This is a genomic window from Oceanimonas sp. MB9 (assembly GCF_011319775.1).
Lineage (GTDB): Bacteria > Pseudomonadota > Gammaproteobacteria > Enterobacterales > Aeromonadaceae > Oceanimonas > Oceanimonas doudoroffii.
The window spans coordinates 12,287-31,953 of the sequence record NZ_VFBE01000006.1 but is presented as its reverse complement, the minus strand read 5'-3'; the positions used below and the strand labels follow the sequence as shown (position 1 = coordinate 31,953).

The window sequence follows — 19,667 nt, the reverse complement described above, 5'->3', positions numbered from 1 at the left end:
GTTTCCCTTAAAAATGTGCGCCGGTGCCGGCTGGGTGAAGCCGGCCCCTACAGTCGCCGGGCTTCCAGAATATCCGGCAACTGGCTGATTCGGGCCAGGGTACGGCTCAGGGTATCGATATTGTAGACTTCCAGCTCCATGTCGATGGTGGCGGTCTGCTGCCGGCGGTTGGAGCGACTGTTGACTCCCATCACATTGATTTTTTCATTGGCCAGTATGGTGGTGATGTCGCGCAGCAGGCCGGAACGATCATTGGCCACCACCCGCATGGTCAGCTGGTAACCACCGCCGTTGTCTTCGCCCCACACCGCTTCCACCATGCGCTCCGGGTGCTGGGCGGCCAGCTCCTTGAGCTGGTCGCAGTCGGCCCTGTGTATCGAAATGCCCCGCCCCTGGGTAATAAAGCCGATGATCTCGTCCCCGGGAATGGGCTGGCAACAACGGGCGGTATTGGTGAGCAGGTTGCCCACCCCCTGCACCACAATGTGGCCCCGAGGCTTGTTGTCCTGGGGCTTTTTCGCCGCCTTTTGTTCCAGCTCCCGCAGCACCTGCTCGTCCTGCTCGGCGCTGGTGGGCTTGTTGTGCTGGCTTTGCAGGTGGTTGAGCAACTGGTTGATGCGCAGGTCGCCGCCCCCCAGGCCCGCCAGCAGATCGTCCAGGCTGGTGACGTTGAAGCGCTCCAGCGCCTTTTTGTCGACCTGGGAGAAGGTCAGCCCCAGCCGTTCCAGCTCCTTGTCGAGCAGCTCGCGACCGGCATGAATGTTCTTGTCCCTGTCCTGCTTCTTGAACCAGGTCGCCACCTTGGAGCGGGCCCGGCTGGTGCGCAGAAAACCCTGGCTGGGGTTCATCCAGTCACGGCTGGGGTTGGGTTGCTTCTGGGTAATGATTTCGACCTGATCGCCGGTCTGCAGCTGGTAGGTAAAAGGCACGATGCGGCCGTCGACCTTGGCACCGATGCAACGATGCCCGACCTGGCTGTGCACATAGTAGGCAAAGTCGAGGGGGGTGGCACCGGCGGGCATGTCGACCACGTCCCCCCTGGGAGTGAACACATAGACCCTGTCTTCAAACACCTGGCTGCGCAGTTCGTCCACCAGGGAGCCGCTTTCGGCCATGTCTTCCTGCCAGGCCAGCAGTTTTCTGAGCCAGGCGATCTTTTCCTCGTAGCCGCCCTGCTTGCCGCCGGCGGCGCCTTCCTTGTATTTCCAGTGGGCCGCCACGCCCAGCTCGGCATCCTGGTGCATCTGCTCGGTGCGGATCTGAATTTCCACGGTTTTGCCTTCCGGCCCCAGCACCACGGTATGAATGGACTGGTAGCCGTTGGGTTTGGGATTGGCGACATAGTCGTCGAACTCCCGCGGAATGTGGCGCCACTGGGTGTGCACTATGCCCAAGGCCGCATAGCAGTCCTGCAGCCGGTGGGTCACCACCCGCACCGCGCGCACGTCGAACAGCTCGTCGAAGTCGAGGTTCTTCTTCTGCATTTTGCGCCAGATGCTGTAGATGTGCTTGGGCCGGCCATAGACCTCGGCCTCGACCCCGGCCTCATGCAGGGCATGGCGCAGGCTGGCAACAAAGTCGCTGATATAGGCTTCCCGCGCCAGCCGTTTTTCGTCCAGCAGCCGGGCAATGCGCTTGTAGGTGTCCGGGTGCAGATAACGGAACGACAGGTCTTCCAGCTCCCATTTGAGCTGGCCGATGCCCAGCCGGTTGGCCAGGGGCGCGTAGATGTTGGCGATTTCCTTGGCTACCAGCACGCGGGTTTCCTCGTCGGCGCCCTTGACCTCACGCAGGCAGGTGATGCGCTCGGCCAGCTTGATCACCACGGCACGCACGTCTTCCACCATGGCCAGCAGCATGCGCCGTACCTTGTCGACTTGGGCTTCGTTGTCCTTGTCGCCGTGCAGGTGCTGCAGGGAGCGAATGGCTTCCATGTCGGCCACCCCCTGCAGCAGCCGCGCAATGTCATCGCCAAAGTCTTCCCGCACCCGTTCGCCGCCGAGCGCGCCGTATTCATGAAAGGGATAGAGCAGTGCGGATTTTAGGGTGTCGGTGTCCATGCTCAGGGTCAGCAGAATGCCGACCATTTCTACTCCCTGGGCCAGCAACCGGGTACAGGCCTGCTCACACAGCTCCAGTCGCTGGCAGTATTCATAAACCGCTTTCAGCCGCGTCCGCTCATTGGCGTCCAGCGGCAGTCCCTCGGCCCACTCCTGCAGGCAAAAGGTCGACTTGAGATGGGTATCGCGCACGGCAACCATAAATGTCCCTTAACTGAGTTCAAACAAGGCCATCGCCTCACAGTGTGCGGTGTGGGGGAACATGTCGATCAACCCCAGCCGCGTGATGCGATAGCCGGCGGCCAGCAGCACTTCACTGTCCCGGGCCAGGGTGGCCGGATTGCACGAGACATACAACAGCCGCTGTGGTGCGAGTTTTGCCAGGTAGGGCATGACCCGTTCGGCACCAGCCCGGCCCGGATCGATCAACACGCGGTCAAAGCCTTCCGCCGCCCAGGGCTCGCCGGTAAAGTCGGCGGCCAGATCGGCCCGGTAGAAGCGGGCCGCTGTCAGCCGGTTGTCTTCGGCATTACCCCTGGCCTGCTCCACCATTTCCATGACCCCTTCCACGCCCACCACAGGATGGCCGACGGCGGCCAGGGGCAGGCTGAAATTGCCCACGCCACAGAACAGATCCAGCACCGGCTGGCCAGGATTCGGGGCCAGCCAGTCAATGGCCTGGTGCACCATGCCCTCATTAAGGGCACCGTTGACCTGAATAAAGTCCCCAGGCGTAAACGACACCCTTACATTATCTACCTGATAATAAAGCGAAAATGGAACATGTAAAGGGCGTCGCTTGGTATCATCCTGCAAAAACAGCGCCAGGTTTTGCTGCTGGGCAAAGGCCAGCAGCGCATCCAGATCCGTTGCCGACAGGCTGTCCTTGTGGCGCAGCAGCAGGGCCACTCCTTCTTCGGCATCGTACAACTCCAAGTGCCCGAGCAGACGCTGGCCCTGCAGCCGGTTCAGCAGCTGCCGCAGCGGCTCCACCAGGGCCGACAGCGCCGGTTTGAGCACGCCGCAGCGGGACACCTCTACCAATTCGTGAGACTGGGAGCGACGAAAGCCCAGGGCCACGCCCTTGCCGTCGCGGCGAATGGCCAGCCGCGCCACCCGGCGGTAGCCTTCACCGGCGCCCTGCAGCCACTCCGGCTCGGGCAGGTCGACCACACCGTGGCGGCCAAACAGCTGCTGCACCGCCCGTTGTTTCAGTTCCCGCTGCAGGGCAAGGGGCGCATGCTGCAGGTTGCAGCCGCCGCAGTCGAAAACATGGGAGCAAAAGGGCTTGACCCGATCGGGTGAGGCCTTGAGGACCTTGAGCAGGGTGGCGGTGGCGTAGCGGCTGTTCTGGGCGGTGAGCCTGACCCGCACCTGTTCGCCGGCCAGGACACCGGCCACAAACAATGGCTTGCCGCCGTGGCGGGCCACGCCCATGCCGTGGCCGTTGAGTTCCAGAATCTGCACATCCAGCGGCACTTTCGCCGGCGTCGCGGGCTTTTTAACCTTGAAGAACTGAACCATAAAACGTGGAGCCCTCGAACCGGCTATGTCATCATAAGTCTACTGTTTACCGAATGCGCATTGTCCCACATAAGCCTACTATGACCAAATACGGCCTGCGAGCCCGGGTACTGGCCTTTACCATCATTCCGACCCTGGTTATCGGCATTCTGCTGGCGAGCTATTTTTCCGTAAATCGCTACCAGCAGCTGGAAGACGCCCTGATTCAGGAAGGGGTCAACGTCATCGAACCCCTGGCCCTGGCCAGCGAGCTGGCCCTTTCCAGCCGCAACCGGGAAGCCCTTAACCGCCTGCTCAGCAGCATTCACCGTAACAACAGCCCCCTGGTCAGCGCCATCGCCCTGTTTGACGACGAAGGCCGGCTGCTGGTGACCTCCAACTATCACCGCAACCTCGACCGGCTGCGGCTGGCCAAAGACAGCCCCATTCCCCTGCTCACTCGGGTCGAGACCGGGGACGACGGCATCGTGCTACGCACCCCGGTGATCACCGATGCGCCCCAGGCCGATGCCCCGTGGGAAGAATCCTCGGCCCGCCCCATCGGCTATGTCGCCATGCAGCTTACCGACGACTCGGCCATGCTGCTGCACTATCGCGATACCTTCTTTGCCGGCCTTATCGTGTTGCTCGGCGTCTGCCTCAGCGCCCTGTTCGGGGTACGCCTGATCAAGGGGGTGTCCCAGCCCATCACCGACATGGTGAGCGCCGTCTACAAGATTCGGGAAGGCCGGCTCGATACTCGCGTCAGCGGCGAGTTCACCGGCGAGCTGGAAATGCTCAAGAACGGCATCAATGCCATGGCCAAGTCGCTGTCGGAATACCACGACGAGATGCAGCAGAACATCGACCAGGCCACCTCGGATCTGCGGGAAACCCTGGAGCAGATCGAGATTCAGAACATCGAGCTGGACATGGCCAAGAAACGTGCCCAGGAGGCGGCTCGGGTCAAAACCGAGTTTTTGGCCAACATGTCCCATGAGCTGCGCACGCCGCTCAACGGCGTTATCGGCTTTGCCCGCCAGCTGCAGAAAACCAAACTCACCAGCAGCCAGCTCGACTACCTTAAAACCATTGAAAAGTCGGCGCGCAACCTGCTCGGCATCATCAACGACATTCTCGACTTCTCCAAGCTGGAGGCAGGCAAACTGAAGATGGAGCAGATCCCCTTCTCCCTGCGCGACACCCTGCAGGAGGTGATGACCCTGCTCGCCCCCAGTGCCCACGACAAGGGCCTGGAGCTGTCGCTGCGGGTGGACGCCGCCGTGCATGACAGCCTGGTGGGGGATCCGCTGCGACTGCAGCAGGTGCTCAACAACCTGGTGGGCAATGCCATCAAGTTTACCGAGCAGGGCAACGTGGATGTGCGGGTGGATGCCCGCCCCGCCGGCCAGCCGGAGCGCTCCGGGCTGTGCGTTCATGTGCAGGACACCGGCATCGGTATTTCCGAAAGCCAGCGCCGTCAGCTGTTCCAGGCCTTTAATCAGGCCGACTCCAGCATTTCCCGGCGCTACGGCGGCACCGGCCTGGGCCTGGTGATCACCCAGAAGCTGGTGCATCAAATGGCGGGCGATATCGAACTTTATTCCGAGCCGGGCTCGGGATCGGTGTTCAGCTTTACCCTGGAGCTGGACAAGGCCGCCCTGCCCCTGGCCGAGCCCCTGCCCCTGGCGGAGCTGGCCGACAAGACGGTGCTCTATTTGGAGGAAGACAGCTTCAGCCGCCGGGCCACCAGCGCCCTGCTGCGGGAATGGGGCGTACAGGTGCTTTACGAGCCCTCTCCCCACAGCCAGGTAGACATCGCCCTGCTCGGTTTTGGCCCCGACGCCCTGCCCAGTCAGATGGAGCAGGAACTCAAACGCCAGCTGGCCTTTGACAACAAGACGGTGATCCTGCTGAGCTCCACCGATCCCACCCTGAGCGACTCCCTGCTGGCCGCCGGTGCCGCCTATTGCCTGAGCAAGCCGGCCCACTATCAGAAACTGGCCCTGGCGCTGAGCGATCCACAGGGACGCGACGAACAGCCACAGGTGCCCATTGCCCTGCCCCCTCCCGCCCGCCGTCAGCCGCTCAGGGTACTGGCGGTGGATGACAATCCGGCCAACCTCAAGCTGATCAGCGCCATGCTGGGCGAGCTGGTCAACCGGGTGGATACCTGTCGCAATGGCCAGGAGGCGCTCGATACCGCGACCTCCCAGCCCTACGACATCATCTTTATGGACATTCAGATGCCGGTGATGGACGGCATTCAGGCCACCCGCGGCATTCGCGCCCAGGGGGGGCCCAACGCCACCACCCCCATAGTGGCCGTCACCGCCCATGCCATCGACGGCGAGCGGGATCGGTTGCTGGGCCAGGGCATGGACGATTACCTGGCCAAGCCCATCGACGAGGCGGTGCTGGCACGCATTATTCAGCGCTTTGCCAGCCGTCCCCCGGCCCCCGGCCAGATCGACTGGCCGCAGGCGTTGCAGCGGGCCGGGGGCAAGGAAGAACTGGCCCGGGAAATGCTCGGCCTGCTGGTGCAGAGCCTCGACGAGTTCACCCCCATGCTGCAGTCGGCCCTCACCGGCAAGCTGAATGGCGAGGGGCTGTATCCCTCGTTGCACAAACTGCACGGCGGCGCCGTCTACTGCGGCGTGCCCCAGCTGCAGTCATTGCTGGCCGGCCTGGAACAGGCCCTGCTCGACAAGCAGCCGCTGGACGCCCTGGAGCCGGAGCTGCTGGAGCTGGAAGAGCGAATGGAACAGGTAAGGGAAGAAGCGAAAGCTTTTTTGTGAGGGGTGCGGGGTGAGGAGACACACTCCTGTCCCCTCACTCCTCACGAACGGTCAGACGCCCTGACGGGCTTCACGCAGCAGCCGTTTCATATCGCGCACCGCCTTTTCCAGGCCGTCAAAGGCGGCCCGGGCGATGATGGCATGGCCGATGTTCAGCTCCAGCATCTCGGGAATGGCGGCAATGGGCTTGACGTTGTGGTAGTGCAGGCCGTGACCGCCGTTGACCTTGAGCCCCTGATCATGGGCATGGGAAGCCGATGCGGCAATACGCTTGAGCTCGGCCAGGCGCTCGGCCTCGTCGGGGGCATCGGCGTAGTGGCCGGTGTGAATTTCGATATAGGGTGCGCCCGTGGCCACCGCCGCGTCGATCTGGGCCTTGTCGGCGTCGATAAACAGCGACACCTTGATGCCCGCCTCACGCAGCCGGGTGACGGCATCGGTCACTTTGTCGAGCTGGCCGGCCACATCCAGGCCCCCTTCCGTGGTCACTTCTTCCCGCTTTTCCGGCACCAGGCAGACAAAGGCCGGCTTGATGCGGCAGGCGATGTCGATCATCTCGTCGGTGACCGCCATCTCCAGATTCATTCTGGTCTGAATGGTGTGCGCCAGGATCTCCACGTCCCTGTCGGTGATGTGGCGGCGATCCTCGCGCAGATGCACGGTAATGCCGTCGGCACCCGCCTGCTCGGCCACCGCCGCCGCCTGCACCGGATCCGGATAGCTGGTGCCGCGGGCGTTGCGCAAGGTGGCGATATGGTCGATGTTCACACCCAAATACAGTTCACTCACTGGGACTTCCTCTCTTTCCTTTGATAAACAGGGCCCGGCTTTTCAGTACCCGCCCTTCCAGATAGGGCGCCAGCGCCAGGCGGCTGAAGCGCTTGGCCGCCGCCAGAACCTCGGGGCTGCTCAGTTCGAGCTCGGCCAGGGCATGCAGCCAGTCGCCGCGAAAGGCGCCGGGCTCGGGGCCATCCAGCGCCATAAAGCCGGCTTCGGGCAGGTAAGCATACCAGCCTTGAAGAACCACCGCTGCCCCGGTATCGGCATCTTGAGTAAAATCCACTCCGTAACCGAGTACATTCAGCATGTAAAACTCGAAACGCCGCAGTACTGGCTCAATCCCGCTGCCTGATCCCAGCTGTCGCAGGGTATCGAAGTAAACGTCAAATACCTCGTCAAAGGGCGTCTGTGCTTCCAGCAGGTAATAGATCAGTTCGTTGAGATAGAGGCCGCTGTAGAGGGCGGTACCGGTCAGGGTCAGGGCCGGAGCGGTGGCTTCGGCGCCATACAGGGTTTTCAGTTCGCCCTTGCCACCAAAGGTCAGTCGCAGGGGCACAAAGGGCTGCAACAGCCCCTTGAGGGGTGAGCGGGGCTGGCGACTGCCCCGGGCCACCAGACTCTGCCGCCCCTGCTCTCGAGTGAATACCTCCACCAGCTGGCTGGTTTCCCGATAGGGGCGGCTGTGAATGACAAAGGCGGCATGCGCCATGCTCAGTCGTCGCCGTAGCCCAGGCTGCGCAGGGCGCGCTCGTCATCGGCCCAGCCGGACTTGACCTTGACCCAGAGCTCCAGATAGACCTTTTGCTCCAGCAACCGTTCCAGATCCAGCCGAGCTTCGGTGCCGATGGTACGCAGTTTGTCGCCCTTGTTGCCGATCACCATGCGCTTCTGGCCACTGCGCTCCACCAGGATCAGGCCGTTGATGTGCACCACACCCTTTTCATCCACCTGGTAGCGCTCGATCTCCACGGTGATCGAATAGGGCAGCTCGTCACCGGTAAAGCGCATCAGTTTCTCGCGAATGATCTCCGCCGCCATAAAGCGGGAAGAGCGATCGGTGATGTAGTCTTCCGGAAAATAGTGCAGCGAGGGCTTGAGCCGCGACTTCGCCAGCTTGGCGATGGTGTCTACATTGGTGCCCTTTTCCGCCGAGATCGGCACGATATCGGCAAAGTCCATTTGCTGCGCCAGCCACTGCATGTGCGGCAGCAGGGCTTCCTTGCTTTCCACGTTATCGATCTTGTTGATCGCCAGCACCACGGGACAGTTCATGCGGCGCAGCTTGTTCAGCACCATGTCGTCGTCCTTGGTCCACTGGGTGCCGTCGACCACGAACACCACCATTTCCACATCCCCCAGGGAGCTGGATGCGGCCCGGTTCATCAGCCGGTTGATGGCCCGCTTTTCCTCGATGTGCAGGCCGGGCGTGTCGACATAGACCACCTGATGGTCGCCGTCGGTGTCGATGCCCATGATGCGGTGCCGGGTGGTCTGCGGTTTTTTCGAGGTAATGCTGACCTTCTGCCCCAGCAGCCGGTTAAGCAAGGTGGACTTGCCCACGTTGGGACGGCCGACAATGGCCACAAAGCCGCAATAGGTTTGCTGTTGTTCTGTCATAACAAGGTATCCAGTGCCTGCTCCGCCGCCGCCTGCTCCGCCTTGCGACGGCTGGTACCCACACCCACCACCGGCTCGACCAGGCCGTCCACGATGCAGTGCACGGTAAATTTCTGATTGTGGGCTTCGCCGATAACGTCGACCACTTCATAGCTGGGCAGCGGCTTGCGCTTGCCCTGCAGCAGTTCCTGCAGCCGGGTCTTGGGATCCTTCTGCTCCACGCCGGGCTGAATATCGTTGAGCCGGCCGTCGTACCAGCTCAGCAGCAGCTGGGTAATACGCTCGATGCCGCTGTCGAGATAAATGGCACCGATCAGGGCCTCTACCGCGTCGGCCAGGATCGACTCTCGACGGTAGCCGCCGCTTTTCAACTCACCGGGGCCCAGGATCAGGTATTCGCCCAACTCGAAGTCCCGGGCCAGCTCGGCCAGGGTTTTTTCCCGCACCAGAGTGGCGCGCATGCGTGACATGTCGCCTTCGTTGACCTTGGGAAAACGGTGAAACAGGGCGTCGGCGATCACCATGCTGAGAATGGAATCACCAAGAAACTCCAGCCGCTCGTTGTGGCGGGAGCCGGCGCTGCGGTGGGTCAGCGCCCGCACCAGCAGTGCCTCATCGTTAAAGGTATGACCCAGTTTTTTTTGCAGGTTATTCAGTTTTTTCATTAGTGAATTGCGCCTATTCGGCTGAAACGCACATTGCTGGGCACCCAGGAAGGCAGCCAACTGTCGGCGTTGCGTTCAAACTCAAAACTTACCCAGATGGCAACGGCCTTGCCCACCAGGTTGCCCTCGGGCACAAAGCCCCAGAAGCGGCTGTCGGTGCTGTTGTCCCGGTTGTCTCCCAGCACGAAGTAGTGCCCTTCGGGCACCACCCACTCGTTGAGGGCGGTGTCGGGCTGACGGTGGTACATGGAGATCCGATCCGGCAGCAGCGGATTTTGCAGAATGTCATGACCGCGCTCGGTCAGGGCCTCGCTGAAGCGAGCCAGGGGAATGCCCATCTGGGTGAACTCACCGCTTTGCTCGAACTTGAGCGGCACCGGCTCGTAGTCGCCACAGTCGCCGGCCTCGCAGGCGGGGCGAATGTAGAGCTGCTTGTCCCGGTAGACGATATGATCGCCAGGCAGGCCCACCACCCGCTTGATATAGTCGATGCGCGGGTTTTCCGGGTATTTGAACACCGCGATATCACCCCGCTCCGGCTGGCCGGTGGGGATCAGGGTGGTGTTGGTCACCGGCTCCTTCAGCCCGTAGGAGAACTTCTCCACCAGAATAAAATCGCCCACCAGCAGGGTTGGCATCATGGAACCGGAAGGGATCTGAAACGGCTCATAGATAAAGGAACGCAGCACCAGTACCGCCGCGATCACCGGAAAAATGGACCTGGCCTGCTCAATCCAGCCCGGGACGGCGGCGGCCTTTGCCAGCGCTGCCGCGTCCACCTTGTTGCCGTGGCTGGCTTGCGCCTCTGCCAGGCGGCGCCCCCGTTGGGGCGCCCAGATCCACTTGTCACAGGCCCAGATAATACCGGTGACCAGTGTCACCAGCACCAGGATCAGCGCGAAGGTACTTGCCATGGTTACTTGTCCTTACCTACATGGAGGATGGCGAGGAAGGCATCCTGAGGAATGTCGACCCGACCCAGGGACTTCATGCGTTTCTTGCCTTCCTTCTGCTTGGCCAGCAGCTTTTTCTTACGGCTCACATCGCCGCCATAACACTTGGCGGTCACGTCCTTGCGCAGGGCCTTGACCGTGCTGCGGGCGATGATCTGGTTGCCGATGGCCGCCTGAATGGCGATGTCGAACATCTGCCGCGGGATCAGCTCACGCATTTTTTCCACCAGCTGGCGGCCCCGGAACTGGGCATTTTCCTTGTGGGTAATGATCGCCAGGGCATCCACCCGATCGCCATTGATCATGATGTCGAGGCGGACCATGTCGGCGGCCTCAAAGCGCTTGAAGCCGTAGTCCAGCGAGGCATAGCCCCGGCTGGTGGACTTGAGCCGGTCAAAGAAGTCGAGCACCACTTCCGCCATGGGAATGTCGTAGGTCAGCGCCACCTGGTTGCCGTGGTAAACCATATTGGTCTGCACGCCACGCTTTTCGATGCATAGGGTGATGACGTTGCCCAGGTATTCCTGGGGCACCAGAATGTGGCACTCGGCGATGGGCTCGTGAATTTCCTCGATGTTGTTCACCGCCGGCAGCTGGGACGGGCTGTCAATATAGATGACACTGCCGTCGGTCTTGATCACTTCGTACACCACAGTGGGTGCCGTGGTGATCAGATCCAGATCGTATTCCCGTTCCAGACGCTCCTGAATGATCTCCATGTGCAGCATGCCGAGGAAGCCACAGCGGAAACCAAAGCCAAGGGCGTTGGAAGTTTCCGGCTCGTAAAACAGCGAGGCATCGTTCAGCGCCAGCTTGTCGAGGGCGTCACGAAAGGCCTCGTAGTCGTCGCTGGAGATGGGGAACAGGCCCGCATACACCTGGGGCTTGACCTTCTGGAAGCCGGGCAGCGCCTTCTCGGCACCATGTTTGGCATGGGTCAGGGTATCCCCCACGGGCGCGCCGTGAATGTCCTTGATGCCGCACACCACCCAGCCCACTTCGCCGCAGTTAAGGCCGTCGGTGTCCTTCTGCTTGGGGGTAAAGATGCCGATGCGATCCACACCCCAGACCTGACCGGTGCTCATCACCTTGATCTTGTCGTTCTTCTTCAGGCTGCCGTGCTTGATGCGTACCAGCGACACCACGCCCAGGTAGGAGTCAAACCAGGAGTCGATGATCAGTGCCTGCAGCGGCCCTTCCGGCTCACCCACGGGCGACGGAATCTTCTGCACTATGGTTTCCAGCACCTGATCCACGCCCAGGCCGGTCTTGGCGGAGCAACGCACCGCATCGATGGCGTCGATGCCGACGATGTCTTCGATCTCTTCCGCCACCCGCTCCGGCTCGGCCTGGGGCAGATCGATCTTGTTCAGCACCGGCACCACTTCCAGGTTCATGTCGAGGGCGGTGTAACAGTTGGCCAGAGTCTGTGCCTCAACCCCCTGACCGGCATCCACCACCAGCAGCGCCCCTTCGCAGGCGGCCAGCGAGCGGGATACCTCGTAGGAGAAATCCACGTGCCCGGGCGTGTCGATGAAGTTGAGCTGGTACTGGTTGCCGTCCTGCGCCTGGTAGTTCAGGGTCACACTCTGAGCCTTGATGGTAATGCCGCGCTCGCGCTCCAGATCCATGGAGTCGAGTACCTGCTGCTGCATTTCCCTGTCGGTCAGGCCACCGCATACCTGGATCAGGCGATCGGACAGGGTCGATTTGCCGTGGTCGATGTGAGCGATGACGGAGAAATTACGAATATGCTTCATGATGCGATAAGGCGTCCGTAGTCAATGGCGACAATAAAGGCGAGATTCTACCGGATTCACGGCACAGTGACCAATCCTTAGTCTGTGCCGGCCTGCACTAATCTTCTGCGCGAACCACGTCGATCAGGGGTCCCAGGATCACCGGCTGATCGAACCGGCCACGCCGCCGGGCCCACCTGGCGGCCAGACCAAAGCCCAGGCCGCCACCGGCCAGTGCCCCCAGAATGCTGCCGACTTCCGGCAGGCCGGCCCAGGCCGCCAGCGAGCCCCCCGCCAGCAGGCACAACAACGGCAGCAAATACACCAGCAGGGCGCCGCCAATCAGGCTGTGCTCGGGAATGCCAATGCGTACCTGCTGACCGGGCCGCAACGCCAGTTCGGTGGCGATCGCAAAATCATGGCTGCGGGCCGGCAATGCCTTTGACACCAGGCCGGTGCCACAGCTGCTGCTTTGCCGGCACTGGCCACAGGCCGACTTGCTGAAACAGCTGACCTCGACCCGGCCGGCATGCACCGCGGTCACGGTGGCGATTTCCTCAATCATGGCGCGGCGGCTCCCTGCTCGCCCGCGGCCACCGACTCGGCAATGCGGCGGGCGGTATCGGCGGGCACATCCCCCACCACGGTCACTTCCATTCTGGCGGGGCTGGTCAGGCTGACCAGGTGAGTGGCGCCCTGGCGCACCAGTTGCTGGCGGGGCTCGCCGCCTGCCGCTTCGGTCACATAGACGGAGACATCAACCACGCCGTTTGACGCCATCAGGTAGTCCACCGCCTGCTCGGTCAGCGGCAAACGGTGCTGATTGCGGGAGCGAATGTCAAAGCCCGGCGGCAACCAGGTCACTCGCCAGGCCGAGTCGGACTCGGCTTCGGGCTGGCGCTCGCCCACCGACATGGCCGGTGGCAGCCGGGCGCCACTGAGTTCGCGCAGCAACGCCGAAGGCTCTTCGCTCACCTGCAGCGCCACGCCCATCACCTGCTCCATCAGGCCGGACTGCTGATCCAGGGTGTCCAGACGCAGCAACAGACCGGTATCCTGATCCAGCCACAATACGTAGCCATAGCAATGCTCGTCTTTGGGCACCAGTCGCACCACCTCGGCAACGCGCCCAAGCACGCGGCTGCGGCCGGCCACAACGGCATCGTAGCGGGCCAACAACTGATCGAGGGAGGCATGCTGCAATCGGCTGAACAGGCCAGGCAACCGGGACTGACGCAGGGTATAGCCCCCCGGCCCCAGATCGAAATAACTGGTCTGATCATTGCGCTGAACAAATTCCCGGGGGCGACCATTGAGGTGAACAAGGTGAGTAAGGGGCTGCCCATCCAGTTGACCCCGGGTCAGCCGCTTGGGCTCGGGTTCCCCCTGCCCGGCCTCCACCAGGGTCAGCTCGAAGTTGAGCTGGTGATAGGCCTGCTGCATTTTCTGCAACAGGGCCCGGGTATCGCCGGTTTCGTCAGCACTGGCGGCCGGTGCCGGCCAGACCGCCACCAGCAGCAGGGCCAGGGTGGCCCGCAATACGTTGGTACTCAACAAACAGCAACCTCAGTTCTGGCGCAGCCGTTGCTGCAGCTCGTGATCCATCAGCAGGGCATGAATGCGCCGTTCCTGCTCCAGCAGCTGCTGTTCGCTGACCCGCTGCTGCTGATCCACCTGATAGTTCAGGCTGACCGGCGCGGCACCACCGCTCAGGGGCACGGTATTCAGCACCGGCGACTGGGTGGCTGCAGGCTGACTGTATTGTTGCACCCCGAAGATCACCGCCGCCGATACCGAGGCGGCAATGGCGAACTGACCTGCATGGCGCAGGGCCGGCTTGATGCGACTCAGGGCACGCCCGAACGTCGGCCGCACCACCCTGGCCGCACCGGACTCGGCATGGCTGTCATTGGCGGCGGTCAGCGGGGCTTCCTGCTCCAGCGCCGCCGCTATACTGTCGCTCAGATCAAGCGGCAGGCGTTCGGGCAATTCATTGCGCATCACGTCGCCGTAAAGGTGATAGCGGCCAAAGGTATCGGCCAGTTCCCTGTCGCTGAAGACATGCTCCAGCAGCACCCTATCCTGGATTTCTCCGTCGACCAGTGCCGAAATTCGCTCTTTGTTAGCCATAACACTTCCCCGTTCAACTCCGAAGCAAGGGGGTGACCCGCTTGTCTATTGCTTCCCGAGCCCGAAAAATGCGTGAACGCACGGTTCCCACCGGGCAATCCATGACACTCGCGATGTCTTCGTAGCTCATTCCTTCCAATTCCCGCAGGGTGATCGCCGTTTTCAGATCGTCCGGCAAGCCGTCTATGGTTTCAAACACGGCCTGGCGGATTTCCTCCGTCAGTATCAGGCTTTCCGGTGAGGCCAGCTCCTTCAGGGCCTCACCACCACCGTAATACTCGGCGTCGTCGATCTCCACATCCGAACCCGGCGGGCGTCGTCGCTGCGATACCAGATGATTCTTGGCGGTATTGACCGCGATGCGATACAGCCAGGTGAAAAATGCACTCTCGCCACGAAAGCCGGACAATGCCCGGTAGGCCTTGATAAAGGCCTCCTGGGTCACATCGGGTACGTCTCCAGGGTTGGACACGTAACGAGACACCAGGTTCGCCACTTTGTACTGATATTTTTTCACCAGCAGGTTGTATGCATTCTTGTCTCCCCGCTGAACCCGCTCGATCACTTGCTGATCCGTCAAATTCTCGCTCATACGAGCCGCATACCCTCCGATTCTTCCGGTGCCTGACAACCAGCCCGTCACAAGCGTACCTTAATGGACTTCAACGGCGGCAAAAAGTTCTGAACTCATTTGGAAAAGCCGATTCCGGCTGCGCACGGTGGACGCATGCGCTAACATGAAGCCCCTCTTTTTTTCGGGCCAATGATACTTTATGAAAGATCCCGTTGAATACCTCTGCGACGTGCTCATCATTGGCAGCGGTGCCGCCGGCCTGTCCCTGGCGCTGAAACTGGCCAGCCATGCCCGCGTGCATGTGCTGTGCAAGGGACCGCTCGCCGAAGGTGCCACCCTGTATGCCCAGGGGGGCATTGCCGCCGTCTTTGATGAAACCGACAGCATCGAATCCCACGTGGCCGACACCCTGGTGGCCGGTGCCGGCCTGTGCGACGAAGCCGTGGTCGAGTTCACCGCCCGCAACGCGCCCGACGCCATTCAGTGGCTGATCGGCCAGGGCGTGCCCTTTGACACCGAAGAAACCGGACAGGGCGAACCCAGCTATCACCTGACCCGGGAGGGCGGCCACAGCCACAGGCGCATTTTTCACGCCGCCGACGCCACCGGCCGGGCGGTACAGACCACTCTTATCGAGCAGGTGCAACGCCACCCCAACATTCATGTGCTGGAACGGGTCAACGCCCTGGATTTGATTACCACGGCCAAGCTCGGCCTGCCCGGCAACCGGGTGCTGGGCGCCTATGTGTGGAACCGCAACAAGGAGCGGGTGGAAACCGTGCGTGCCCGTTTCGTGGCCATGGCCACCGGCGGTGCGTCCAAGGTTTACCAGTACACTTCCAACCCGGACGTCAGCTCCGGCGACGGCATCGCCATGGCCTGGCGCGCCGGCTGCCGAGTGGCCAATATGGAATTCAACCAGTTCCACCCCACCAGTTTGTATCACCCGGACGACAACAACTTTCTGCTCACCGAGGCCCTGCGCGGTGAAGGCGCCCACCTGCTGCGCCCGGACGGCAGCCGCTTTATGCCCGACTTTGACCAGCGCGGCGAGCTGGCCCCCCGGGACATAGTGGCCCGCGCCATCGACCACGAAATGAAGCGCCTGGGCGCCGACTGCATGTATCTCGACATCAGCCACAAGCCGGCGGACTTCATCATCAAGCACTTTCCCACCATTTACGAACGTTGCCTCAAGGTGGGCATCGACATTACCAGGCAGGCCATGCCGGTGGTGCCCGCCGCCCACTACACCTGCGGCGGAGTCATGGTGGATCACAAGGGCCGTACCGACATCGACGGTCTCTACGCCATTGGCGAGGTGTCCTACACCGGCCTGCACGGCGCCAACCGCATGGCGTCAAACTCGCTGCTGGAGTGCATCGTGTTCGCCCGAGCCGCCGGGGAAGACATGCTGGCCGGCCTGGCTACCACCCCGGAGCCGCCCATGCTACCGCTGTGGGATGAAAGCAAGGTGACCGACTCCGACGAGGAAGTGGTGATCCACCACAACTGGCACGAGCTGCGGCTGTTTATGTGGGACTACGTCGGCATAGTGCGCTCGAACAAGCGACTGGAGCGGGCCAAGCGCCGTATTGAACTGCTGCAGCAGGAAATTCAGGAGTATTACGCCAACTTCAGGGTCAGCAACAATTTGCTGGAGCTGCGCAACCTGGTGCAGGTGGCAGAGCTGATTGTGTTGTCGGCCATGGACCGCAAGGAATCCCGTGGCCTGCACTACACCCTGGATTATCCAAATCAGCTCGACAATCCGCAGCCCACGGTGCTCACCCCCGCCAACTACAACCCTCGTCAACCCGCGTAAAGCAGCTGCCGTGCCAGGCGCCGGTATACGGCGTCGGGCACCGCATCCTGAAACAACCACAGCGGCGGCCAGGGATTTCCCTCCAGCACCAGCAGCAAAAAGCCGGGCCCGGCCCGGCTGTGATGGGAAAGTGTACCGCTGCGGCCATTAAGGCTAAGCACGCCGGCATTGAATTCGCCGACCAGGCGGTAACTACCGGCCCGGCGCCAGGCCAGCCCCGTGGCCAGCAACCAGCCCGGTGCAAACCAGGGCAGGCGGTCGGCGTCGAGCAACAACGCCGCCGGTAACCACAACAGCAGGGCCAGCCCGAGCAGGTAGAGCCGCTGCAGCCGCGAAGGCTCAGCGTTGATTGCGAACCTGGTTGCGTTCAAGAATGTAGCCCACCATGGCCTGCAGGGCGGCGTCCTTTGAACGCTCATGGCCCATAAACCAGGCAAACAAATCCGGGTCGTCGCATTCCAGCAGGCGCCGGAAGGTGGCCTGTTGCGGCTCATCAAGGGCGTCGTATTCGTGCTCCACAAAGGGGGCTAGAATCACATCCAACTCCAGCATGCCCCGGCGGCATGCCCAGATCAGGCGGGGTTTGTCGGTGCTAGTGAGCATGTCGGCTTCCATGTAACAAAACAAAGCTCATGGTATAAGGTGGAATGAATACTGACAAATTACTTGGCCGTCTTTACCATGAGGGTCACATTTCGGACTGAAACTGAGGGTGCTTTCGTGTTTACCATCGCCTCTACCCCCCAACTCTATCCGCTGACCGACAGGGCCGTTGTCGCCCTGACCGGAGCAGAGCGGGTCAAATACCTACAGGGCCAGGTGACCGCCGACGTCGACCGGCTCGGCCCCGGCGACGCCTGTGCCGGCGGTCATTGCGACAGCAAGGGCAAACTGTGGGCCTCATTCTGGCTGGCCAATCTGGGCGAGCAACTGCTGCTGGTGATGAACCAGTCGCTGGTGGCGCGCCAGCTGCCCGAGCTGAAGAAATTCGCGGTTTTTGCCAAAACCGAGATCGACGATGTCAGCGACCATTGGCAGGTCTGCGGCCTGGCCGGCGAGGGCCTGTCCCACTGGCTGAACCATCAGGTCGGCGACGGCAACCTGTGGCAGGGCGGCGTCATTATTCCGGTGGCCGCCGAGCATGCGCTGCTGGTGTTGCCCAAAGACACCGAATTGCCGGACCTGCCTCGAGGCGACGAGCAGGAATGGCGCGGGCTGATGATCCATGCCGGGCTGCCCGACATGAGTGCCGAGCACCAGGGCGACTACATTCCCCAGATGCTCAACCTGCAGGCCATTGGCGGCATCAGCTTCAACAAGGGCTGCTATATGGGTCAGGAGACCGTGGCCAGGGCCAAATACCGAGGTGCCAACAAAAAGGCCATGTTTATTCTGGAAGGCGAGGTTGAGGGCGAGGTGGCCGTCAACCAGGATCTGGAAATGCAGCTGGGTGACAACTGGCGCCGGGCGGGCACCGTGCTGAGCGCATGCCGGCAGGGCAATGAGTGCATGCTGCTCACCGTGCTGAACAAGGATCTGGATGCCGATACCCTGTTCCGCATCAAGGAGCAGCCCGACAGCCGGCTGCGACTGCGCCCCCTGCCCTATGAACTGACCGACTGAGCCGCACCTATGGCCGCCGCCTTCAGCCAGGCGGCGGCCTTGCCCAGGGGGCGCTGCTTGTGCCACACCAGCTCCAGCGCCACCGGCCAGTCCTGATCGTCAAATTCCAGCTCCGGTGACACCAGCAGGCCGCGGGACAGGGCCTCCGCCACCACATGTTCGGGCACAAAGGCCCAGCCCAGGTTGCGCTGCACCAGCTCCACGATAACCCACTGGCTTTCCACCCACCAGACATCCGCCGCTACCCGCAGCCGCACCTTTTCTTCACTGTCATTACGGGTGGCCACCATCAGCTGACGGTAACGCTTGAGCTCTTCCCAGCCCACCCGCTGGCCGGCCAGGGCATGGTCGGGGGCGCACACCAGTTTCAGCGGCACCCGCCCCAGGGCATGAAAGTTCAGCGCCGAAGGCAAAATTTCCTGGCGCCACATAATGCCCAGATCGACCCGCTCCTCCAACACCATGCGGCTGACGTCTTCCATCAAGGGAAACAGCAGCTCCAGCTCCACGGTCGGAAAGCGGCGGGCAAATTCATCCATCAGGGCCCCCAGCTGCTCGGACGGATAGAGTTCATCCACCGCCAGCACCAGCCGGCTTTCCACTCCTTCCCCCAGGCTTTTGGCTACCCCGCGAAAGTGCTCGCAGCGCTCCAGGATCACTCGAGCCTCCGCCAGCAGCCGCTCCCCGGCCGGAGTCAGCCGCGGGTAGCGGCCGCTGCGTGCGAACAGCGGATTGTCGAGATCGATTTCCAGGTTGGCCACGGCGGTGCTCACCACCGACTGGGCCTTGCCCAGGCGCCGGGCCGCGGCCGAGAACGAGCCGGTATCCACCGTGGTCACAAAGGCCTGCAACTGCTCCAGAGAGAAACTCATCTATCTTAAAAACCGATACTTACCAACTTTGGTAGTAAACAATAGCAGATAGAATGGCGCTTCGAACACGCACTTGCTGAAAGGAGTTTCCATGCGCACCACCAAAGATCGCATTCGCCACACCCTGGGCTTTGAAATCATCGGCCTGGTGATCTTCGCGCCATTGGCCAGCCTGGTATTCAATCACGATCTCATGGAAATGGGCCTGATGGCCCTGGTGGGCTCACTGATTGCCACCATCTGGAACTATGTGTACAACCTGCTGTTTGATCACGCCATGCTGAGACTGCGAGGCGATGTACGCAAGACCACGCCGGTTCGCGTGTTGCATGCCCTGCTGTTTGAAGGTGGCCTGCTGATCCTGTTTTTGCCGATGATCGCCTGGCACCTGGGTATCAGCCTGTGGGAGGCCTTTATGATGGACATCGCCATGTCGGCGTTTTATCTCTGCTACGCCTTTCTCTACAACCTGGCCTACGATCGACTGTTTCCCGTGCCCCACCCCGCCGCCCAGGGCTGCTGACAAAA

Annotated in this window: 19 protein-coding genes; 4 read left to right on the top strand and 15 right to left on the bottom strand. The window is 62.0% G+C overall.

The genetic code is table 11. From position 1 onward, the window contains the following. Nucleotides 1–47: 47 nt before the first annotated feature. Complete coding sequence (gene relA / locus OJHNALOF_RS09880; protein ID WP_165661937.1) at nt 48–2,261, bottom strand: GTP diphosphokinase; 2,214 nt, start codon at nt 2,259–2,261, stop codon at nt 48–50. A gap of 9 nt (nt 2,262–2,270) precedes the next feature. Continuing rightward, the gene (gene rlmD / locus OJHNALOF_RS09875) at nt 2,271–3,584 is read right to left on the bottom strand and encodes a 23S rRNA (uracil(1939)-C(5))-methyltransferase RlmD (protein WP_165661936.1); all 1,314 of its coding nucleotides are present in this window, start codon (nt 3,582–3,584) and stop codon (nt 2,271–2,273) included. An 80-nt stretch (nt 3,585–3,664) separates the two neighbouring features. Here rlmD and barA point away from each other — a divergent pair, with 80 nt between their 5' ends. After that, nucleotides 3,665–6,361 (top strand): two-component sensor histidine kinase BarA, encoded by a 2,697-nt coding sequence (barA, locus tag OJHNALOF_RS09870; RefSeq protein ID WP_165661935.1) that lies wholly within the window; start codon nt 3,665–3,667, stop codon nt 6,359–6,361. A gap of 51 nt (nt 6,362–6,412) precedes the next feature. On the opposite strand, the gene pdxJ is transcribed toward barA, so the two are convergent. The 10 genes from pdxJ to rpoE form a co-directional block, all read right to left on the bottom strand. Beyond that, nucleotides 6,413–7,150, bottom strand: a complete 738-nt coding sequence (gene pdxJ / locus OJHNALOF_RS09865) for a pyridoxine 5'-phosphate synthase (RefSeq protein WP_094201359.1) — start codon at nt 7,148–7,150, stop codon at nt 6,413–6,415. After that, nucleotides 7,143–7,850 (bottom strand): DNA repair protein RecO, encoded by a 708-nt coding sequence (gene recO, locus OJHNALOF_RS09860; RefSeq protein ID WP_094201360.1) that lies wholly within the window; start codon nt 7,848–7,850, stop codon nt 7,143–7,145. Before recO ends, pdxJ begins: the two co-directional genes overlap by 8 nt. Nucleotides 7,851–7,852: 2 nt before the next feature. Further along, the gene (era, locus tag OJHNALOF_RS09855) at nt 7,853–8,758 is read right to left on the bottom strand and encodes a GTPase Era (RefSeq protein ID WP_094201361.1); all 906 of its coding nucleotides are present in this window, start codon (nt 8,756–8,758) and stop codon (nt 7,853–7,855) included. Next, nucleotides 8,755–9,423 (bottom strand): ribonuclease III, encoded by a 669-nt coding sequence (rnc, locus tag OJHNALOF_RS09850; protein ID WP_165661934.1) that lies wholly within the window; start codon nt 9,421–9,423, stop codon nt 8,755–8,757. The genes era and rnc overlap by 4 nt, the downstream gene beginning before the upstream one ends. Then, on the bottom strand, nt 9,423–10,337 hold the full coding sequence (lepB, locus tag OJHNALOF_RS09845) for a signal peptidase I (protein ID WP_165661933.1): 915 nt from the start codon (nt 10,335–10,337) through the stop codon (nt 9,423–9,425). Before lepB ends, rnc begins: the two co-directional genes overlap by 1 nt. A 2-nt stretch (nt 10,338–10,339) precedes the next feature. Beyond that, nucleotides 10,340–12,136 (bottom strand): translation elongation factor 4, encoded by a 1,797-nt coding sequence (gene lepA, locus OJHNALOF_RS09840; protein ID WP_165661932.1) that lies wholly within the window; start codon nt 12,134–12,136, stop codon nt 10,340–10,342. Nucleotides 12,137–12,233: 97 nt separating this feature from the next. Further along, complete coding sequence (locus OJHNALOF_RS09835) at nt 12,234–12,680, bottom strand: SoxR reducing system RseC family protein (RefSeq protein ID WP_094201365.1); 447 nt, start codon at nt 12,678–12,680, stop codon at nt 12,234–12,236. Beyond that, nucleotides 12,677–13,669: a MucB/RseB C-terminal domain-containing protein gene (locus OJHNALOF_RS09830; RefSeq protein ID WP_240919697.1), complete on the bottom strand. Its 993-nt coding sequence runs from the start codon at nt 13,667–13,669 to the stop codon at nt 12,677–12,679. Before OJHNALOF_RS09830 ends, OJHNALOF_RS09835 begins: the two co-directional genes overlap by 4 nt. 12 nt (nt 13,670–13,681) lie before the next feature. Then, nucleotides 13,682–14,245, bottom strand: coding sequence for a sigma-E factor negative regulatory protein (locus OJHNALOF_RS09825; RefSeq protein WP_094201366.1), 564 nt, complete (start codon nt 14,243–14,245; stop codon nt 13,682–13,684). Nucleotides 14,246–14,258: 13 nt separating this feature from the next. Further along, nucleotides 14,259–14,837 carry an RNA polymerase sigma factor RpoE gene (gene rpoE / locus OJHNALOF_RS09820; protein ID WP_094201367.1) on the bottom strand — a complete coding sequence of 193 codons (579 nt, stop codon included), beginning with the start codon at nt 14,835–14,837 and terminating at the stop codon, nt 14,259–14,261. Between the two features lie 181 nt (nt 14,838–15,018). Here rpoE and nadB point away from each other — a divergent pair, with 181 nt between their 5' ends. Beyond that, nucleotides 15,019–16,644, top strand: coding sequence for an L-aspartate oxidase (gene nadB / locus OJHNALOF_RS09815; RefSeq protein WP_094201368.1), 1,626 nt, complete (start codon nt 15,019–15,021; stop codon nt 16,642–16,644). Here the strand turns inward: nadB and OJHNALOF_RS09810 are convergent. Further along, nucleotides 16,632–17,015, bottom strand: coding sequence for a protein YgfX (locus OJHNALOF_RS09810; RefSeq protein ID WP_165661931.1), 384 nt, complete (start codon nt 17,013–17,015; stop codon nt 16,632–16,634). The two genes, nadB and OJHNALOF_RS09810, sit on opposite strands and share 13 nt — an antisense overlap. After that, nucleotides 16,984–17,247, bottom strand: coding sequence for a succinate dehydrogenase assembly factor 2 (locus OJHNALOF_RS09805; RefSeq protein WP_094201480.1), 264 nt, complete (start codon nt 17,245–17,247; stop codon nt 16,984–16,986). The genes OJHNALOF_RS09810 and OJHNALOF_RS09805 overlap by 32 nt, the downstream gene beginning before the upstream one ends. A 117-nt stretch (nt 17,248–17,364) precedes the next feature. Here OJHNALOF_RS09805 and OJHNALOF_RS09800 point away from each other — a divergent pair, with 117 nt between their 5' ends. After that, a complete protein-coding gene (locus OJHNALOF_RS09800; RefSeq protein WP_370462314.1) occupies nt 17,365–18,267 on the top strand; it encodes a folate-binding protein YgfZ in 903 nt (300 codons plus the stop codon). Here OJHNALOF_RS09800 and OJHNALOF_RS09795 read toward each other — a convergent pair. Then, nucleotides 18,249–19,139, bottom strand: coding sequence for a LysR family transcriptional regulator (locus OJHNALOF_RS09795; protein WP_094201371.1), 891 nt, complete (start codon nt 19,137–19,139; stop codon nt 18,249–18,251). The genes OJHNALOF_RS09800 and OJHNALOF_RS09795 overlap by 19 nt on opposite strands. Nucleotides 19,140–19,230: 91 nt before the next feature. Here OJHNALOF_RS09795 and OJHNALOF_RS09790 point away from each other — a divergent pair, with 91 nt between their 5' ends. Then, the gene (locus tag OJHNALOF_RS09790) at nt 19,231–19,662 is read left to right on the top strand and encodes a PACE efflux transporter (protein ID WP_094201372.1); all 432 of its coding nucleotides are present in this window, start codon (nt 19,231–19,233) and stop codon (nt 19,660–19,662) included. Nucleotides 19,663–19,667: the final 5 nt, after the last annotated feature.